Consider the following 6,566-nt stretch of genomic DNA (forward strand, 5'->3'; position numbering starts at 1 on the left):
CAGTTCCAGCCACCGGCACCACCGCCGACGCGGCCACCGGCCACACCGGCAACGGCACCTTCCCCGATGCTGCCTTGTCCGACTCCATCGCCGGCCGCGCGCGGCCCGGCACACCAGACACCGCCACCGAACGCTGCTGAGGATTCACCGCCCCAGACGGGTTGGCAGGCGCGGCATGCGCCGGCAACGCCACCACCACGGAGGCCAACAACGCACCCACTGGCATGGCGGTCAACCACCGCCACACCCGGCCACGCCCCGACCCGTGCACCGAGAATGCGTCCCGACGACCCACCATGCGTGCCTCCCCCGCAGCGATCATGCAGGCAGGACGATAGTGATGACCGCCGATCCAGGGAAGAACCTGGAAGATCCATTACGCGCCGCTACCACCTCACCCGCGACAACTCCGCGCGCACGCCGCTGATACATCAACGTCCAATGACAGACGTCACACCCCCGAACTACACGGCGTCACCGCAGAACTGCACAACGTTTCGAACCGGACAAGTCGGGCACCCGTTTGGCTGTTGCTCGGTACCGCCAGATCGGCGACCACGCGGTTCGCAGACAGCTGCCGTCGGCGCGGCGGCCGCTGTGATCAGTGGGGTGTCCGCACGACGAGGATGACGATGTCGTCGGTGGCGGTGTGGCCGTATCGGGCGAGAAGGTAGTCGCAGAGCTCTTCGACGGTCAGCTGTTGGTGATGGCTGAGGGCGGCGGCGAGGTCGGTCATGGCCTCGTCGAGTGGGGTGCCGGGACGTTCGATCAGCCCGTCGGTGTACAGGATGAGGCTGCTGCCGGCTGGCAGTTCGGTGGTGTGGTCGGTTCGGCAGATGGGGGTGCCCGTGCCGAGGAGCAGTTCGGGGACGGTGCGCAGGATGGTGACGGTGCCGTCGGGGTGCAGCAGCATCGGGTGCGGATGTCCGGCGTTGGACCAACGCAGCGTCCAGGCGCCGGCCGGCGCGGTGCCGCGCTCGACGCGTGCCAGCACCGTGGTGGCGAAGGCGTCGACGCCCAGGCCGAGCATGGTGGCCTCGAGGTCCTGCAGCACCAGGGCGGGCGGCTTCTCGATGGTGTAGGCGATGCCGCGCAGCAGGTTGCGCAGTTGTGCCATCACCGCGGCCGCGTGGTGGTCGTGGCCGGTGACGTCACCGACCACGAGGGCGAGCGCGGTGTCGGGGAGCGGGAACGCGTCGTACCAGTCTCCGCCGATGTGAGCCTGCTCGGTGGCGGCCTGATAGCGCACCGCGACCCGCAGGTGGGCGGGGCGGGCCGGTTCGGTGAGCAGGCTGTCCTGCAGCTTCTGCGACAGATCCCGCTCCAGCTCGGCAATGCGTCGCTCGGTCTGGCGGGCGTGGGCCCGGGCGAACGCCTGGGTCAGGGTCGCGGCGAGCAGCCGCAGGAACCTCCGGCAATCGTCGTCGACGACCAGGTGCGGGTTCAGGTCTGCGCGTAATGCCGGAGCGTGGCCGCCGGCCTGTGACGCTGGTGTCAGCGGCAGCACCGCCACCGCGCCCGCGCCGGTGGACGTCAGGACCAGACTGTCGTCACCGGCACCGGCGGCACGCCCGGCCATTGGCAGCAGGCTCAGGTCGGCGTCCGCGGGCAGGAACAGCACGGCGTGGAAGTCCAACGGGTCGTCCTGCAGCACCCGCGTGGCGCGCTCGGCGATCATCGCGGGGTCGTCCAGGCCGGCCAGCTGGTCGGTCAGCGTCGCCAGGACCGCCAGCCGCCGATTGAGCAGCACCTGGGTGGTGGTTTCGGCGGCGATGTCGACGATGCCCTCGACGTGCCCGTCGCGGCCGTGGACGGCGGAGTAGGAGAAGGTGAAGAAGCACTCCTCGGCGAAGCCGTGCCGGTCCATCAACAGCCGCAGGTCCTGCGACCAGCTCGGCTGCCCGGTGACCCGTACGCCGGTCAGCATCGGGCCGATGGTGTCCCAGATCTCCGGGAACACCGTCGCGGCCGGCGACCCGAGCGCAGCCGGATGTTTGTCACCGATCAGCTGCACGTACGCGTCGTTGTACAGCAGGACGAACTGCGGACCCCAGAACAGCGTGACCGGGAACCGTGTCCGCAGCGCAACATCCAGCACCGTGTGCAGCGTCGGCGTCCACGCCGGCACCGGACCCAGCGACGTCTCCGCCCAGTTCACCGCACGGTACGCAGCGCGCAACGAACCCGCCGAGTCGAAACGAGCGTCCACTGACCCACTGTAGGCGGCACGGCGGCAGCTCACCTCCGGGTGAACCGGGCGCAGCCAACCGCGACCGTTGACAGGCTGGTAACCCTGGCGCAACATAAGCGCCATACCCGGGTACTTGAATCGTTTCAAGCGGAGGCACCATGGCGCGTCGCTGGCTGGTCACTTCGGCCGTGCTCCTGCTCGCGGCCTCCGCCATGCCGGGCCCGGTCGCGGCCGTCGCCGCCCCGCCGGCCGCGGTCCCGGCGGCCGCGGTCCCGGCGGCCGCGGTCCCGGCGGCCGCACCCTCGTACAACTACTCGCCGACCTCGCGGACGGTGGCGCCGGTCGCCGTGTTCCGAACCACCGGTTCGGTCACCAACCCGCAGAACGTGCTCTCCGGTTCGTCCACTCGGCTGTCCGGAGCCGGCGCCGCGCTGTCGCTGGACTTCGGCAAGGAGGTCGGTGGGCACGTCACCCTGCACTTCGCCGGGGCGAGCGGGGCCAACCAGCAGGTCGGGCTCGCGTTCAGCGAGTCGTCCCAGTACGTCGGCACGTCGAGCGACGCAAGCAACGGCGGGGGCGGCGCCGACGGTGCGCTGACCACCACGGTCGGGGGCGCCACGACGTACACCACCCCGGCCGCCCAGCAGCGCGGCGGCTTCCGGTACCTGACCGTGTTCCTGAGCAGCGCCGGCTGGGTGGATCTGGATCGCGTCTCACTGGCCATCACGTTCGCGCCGGGCAAGGCCGACCCGAGCGCCTACCCGAACTTCTTCCGCTCCGACGACGACCTGCTGAACCGGATCTGGGCCGCCGGCGCGTACACCGTGCAGACCAACACCATCTCGCCCACCGAGGGGCGGGTCTGGGGTCCGCCGGGGTCGGGCTGGAACAACGGCGCCACCGTCGGCGTCGGCACGTCGGTGCTGGTCGACGGCGCCAAGCGGGACCGCACCGTCTGGCCCGGCGACCTCGGCATCTCGCTGCCCACGCAGTACGCCTCCACCAACGACCTGATCTCCACCCGCAATGCGCTCACCACGCTGTTCCAGCACCAGAGCGCCAGCGGCGAACTGCCCTACGCCGGGCCGCAGGTGAACTTCTACGGCTCCGACACGTACCACACCTGGACGCTCGTGGGCACCTCGTCGTACTACCTGTACTCCGGTGACAAGACCTGGCTGGACGGCATCTGGGCGCAGTACAAGCAGGCCATGACGTTCATCTGCGGCAAGATCGACGGTAACGGCCTGCTCAGCGTCACCGGCACCGCCGACTGGGCCCGCAGCGGCCAGGGCGGCGAGAACATCGAGGCCAACGCGATCCTCTACGAGGCGCTCACCGGCGGTGCGGTCCTCGCCACCGCCGAGGGCGACAGCGCGCTCGCCGCGACGTACCGCAGCCGGGCCGCCACCCTGAAGACCGCGGCGAACGCGCGGCTCTGGGACGCTGCCGTGGACCTGTATCGCGACAGTCCGGGCAGCACCATGTATCCACAGGACGGCAACTCCCTGGCAGTCTGGTTCGGCCTGACCGACACGCTCGCGAAGGCGCAGAGCATCGCGGGCAACCTGGCTTCGCGCTGGAACCAGTTCGGCGCACCGACGCCGGAGAAGGGCAACGCGATCGGCACGTTCCCCGGCTCGATGGAGGTGCAGGCGCACTTCGCCGCCGGTGACGACCACAACGGACTCGCCCTGATCCGCCGCGAGTGGGGCTACATGCTCAACAGTCCACTGGGGACGGGCAGCACGTTCTGGGAGGGCTTCAACAACGACGGCACCTTCGACTACGGCGGCTCCTACCTGAGCCTGGCGCACGGCTGGGCCACCGGACCGACCTCGGCGCTGACGTTCAGCGTGCTCGGCCTGGCGCCGGACAAGCAGCTCGGTTCGTGGCGGTTCGTGCCGCACCCGGGCGACCTGAGCACCGTCGAAGGCCGGATCACGCTGCCACAGGGCGCGCTCAACGGCTCCTGGTCGCGCGACGTCGGTGCCGGGACCTTCACCTCCCATGTGGACAGTCCAAACGGGACGGTCGGCACGATCGGGGTGCCGAAGCTCGGCGGCGGCAACGTCACCGTGTCGGTGAACGGCACCGTGGTGTGGGCCGACGGCGCGTTCCTCGGCGGGGCCGGACTCACCGGCGCCAGCCAGGACCACGCGTATGTCTACCTCACCGGCGTGAGCGCCGGCGGCCACGACGTCACCGCCACCGGGATCAGCTACCCGGCCGACCTGCCCGCCGGGTACACCCGGTGCGCCGGCGACGGCGAGACCTGCCCGGTGACCGCTGCGGGCACCGTCGCGTTCGGCGCCGGCGCCTACGTCACCAAGACCGTTTCCACCGGTGCCGCCTGCACCGCCGCGACGTTCGGCGATCCGGCAGTGGGCGTGCGGAAGTCCTGCTACTCCGCGCCGCAGGGCGGGCCGTCGGGCTGGTCCACGTGCGCGGCCGAGAACGGCACCTGCTCGTTCAGCGGTCCGCGGATGGTGGCCTACGGCGCGAACGGCGCGTTCGCCACCCGGCTGGTCACCGGCGGCACGGCGTGCGCCAACGCGGTCTTCGGCGACCCGCTGTTCGGCGTGGCGAAGTCCTGCTACACGCCGCCGGCCGGCGGTCCCGCGCCGGGCTGGACGCAGTGCGCCGCCGAGAACGGCACCTGCACGGTGACCGGCGTCCGGACGGTGGCGTACGGCGCGAACGGCGCGTTCGCGTACACCGCGGCGTCCGGCCAGCTGTCCTGCGGCAACGGCACGTTCGGCGACCCGGTGAGCGGCGTGGCCAAGGCGTGCTACGTGCGGACCGGTGCGCCGGCGGGGTACGCCACGGTGTGTGCGGCGGAACGGGGAACCTGCTCGTTCACCGGCACCCGAACCGTCGCGTTCGGTGCGGGCGGCCGGTTCGTGTACCAGACGTTCACCGGCGGCACGGCCTGCACCGGCACCGCGTTCGGCCGCGACCCGATCTTCGGCGTCGCCAAGTCCTGCTATCTGACCCCGTGACCCAGGCCCGGCAGTCCTCTTCGCCAATATCGACATGTGTAAGTGTTGACATACGTTGATTACTGCGCGAACGTAACCGCATTGCTTCGCAATCCTCCAGAGGAGGCGTTGACTTTGCGTATCGCATCGCCAGATCCAACAGAATCAAACGAGCTGAGCCGTCGGGGAATCCTCGGCGCCGCGGTTGCCGGGACCTGACGTCAGGAAACGAGGCCACCGCCATGAACCTCGTCCGCCACCTCCTTGCCGCCCTGCTCGCCACCGGCGCGCTCGTCGGCGTCGCCCAATCCGCGCAGGCCGCCGCCAACCTGATCAGCAACCCGAGCTTCGACGCCGACCCGGCCCCGACCCAGACGCCGGCCGGCTGGAGCGAGGCCGAGGGCGCCGCCAACTCCTACACCGAGCCCAACGGCGGCGCCCGCACCGGCGCGCTGCACCTCACCCAGTGGGGCACCGCGGCGTACCGGTCGTACACGTACCAGATCCGCACCGCGCTGCCCGCCGGCACCTACGTCCTCAGCGCGTGGGTGCGCTCCAGCGGCGGGCAGCGGCTCGCCTACATGGAGGTCAAGAACCACGGCGGGGCAACGGTCAACGCCCCGGTCCCGGCGACGAACACGTACACCCGGATCAGCCTGACCGTAGCGGTCAGCAGCGGCACCGCGTGGCTCGGCTTCTACTCCGACGCCGACGCCTACCAGTGGATCTACGTCGACGACGTCGAGTTCGCCCGGCAGGACGGCACCGGCATGTCCTACGCCAACCCGATCCTGCTGCCGAAACCGCCGCCGGCGACCGGCACGGAGGAGGTCCGGGACCCGGCGATCATCCGGGACGGCAACGCCTACTACATGGTCTACACGAACTTCCCGTTCACCGACCGGGCCGCCGCCGACCCGGCGAAGCCGGACCTGAACTCGTCGCCGGGGATCTCGCTGTACCGCTCGACCGACCTGCGCACGTGGACGTTCGTGCGCTGGCTGATCCGCTCGGCGGACCTGCCGGTGAACTCGCCCTACAAGCACCGCTTCTGGGCGCCGGAGATCCGCAAGGTCGGCGCGAAGTACTACCTGTCGTTCACCGCCGACAACTGGATCTCCGCAAGCTACAACATCGGCGGGCAGTGGGGGTATCACATGTTCCTCGGCGTCGCCGACAGCGTGGAAGGCCCGTACACCCACATCAGCGACTCCGGCGAGGGCTGCGACGCTTCCCTGTTCGACGACCCGGCCACCGGCCGCACGTACATCGTCGCGCCGTATCACGACCTGTTCGTCCAGGAGGTCGACCTGACCCGCCTGGCGACGGAGGACCGGGTGGTGAAGGTCGGGCCGCGGGTCAAGGTCGTCGACGCGGCCAACGCCGACATCGGC

General features: G+C 70.4%; 3 protein-coding genes. 2 read left to right on the top strand and 1 reads right to left on the bottom strand.

Annotated features, from left to right (window positions below):
• Positions 1–601: 601 nt before the first annotated feature.
• Complete coding sequence (locus tag Dsi01nite_RS56555) at positions 602–2,209, bottom strand: PP2C family protein-serine/threonine phosphatase (RefSeq protein WP_203854827.1); 1,608 nt, start codon at positions 2,207–2,209, stop codon at positions 602–604.
• Between the two features lie 140 nt (positions 2,210–2,349).
• On the opposite strand from Dsi01nite_RS56555, the gene Dsi01nite_RS56560 reads away from it, so the two are divergent.
• Together Dsi01nite_RS56560 and Dsi01nite_RS56565 are read left to right on the top strand one after the other, a co-directional pair.
• The gene (locus Dsi01nite_RS56560) at positions 2,350–5,193 is read left to right on the top strand and encodes an alpha-L-rhamnosidase-related protein (protein ID WP_203854828.1); all 2,844 of its coding nucleotides are present in this window, start codon (positions 2,350–2,352) and stop codon (positions 5,191–5,193) included.
• A 221-nt stretch (positions 5,194–5,414) separates the two neighbouring features.
• Positions 5,415–6,566, top strand: a 1,152-nt coding sequence (locus Dsi01nite_RS56565) for a family 43 glycosylhydrolase (protein WP_203854829.1), incomplete at its 3' end; no start/stop codon positions are given.

The sequence above is a fragment of the Dactylosporangium siamense genome (assembly GCF_016862795.1).
Lineage (GTDB): Bacteria > Actinomycetota > Actinomycetes > Mycobacteriales > Micromonosporaceae > Dactylosporangium > Dactylosporangium siamense.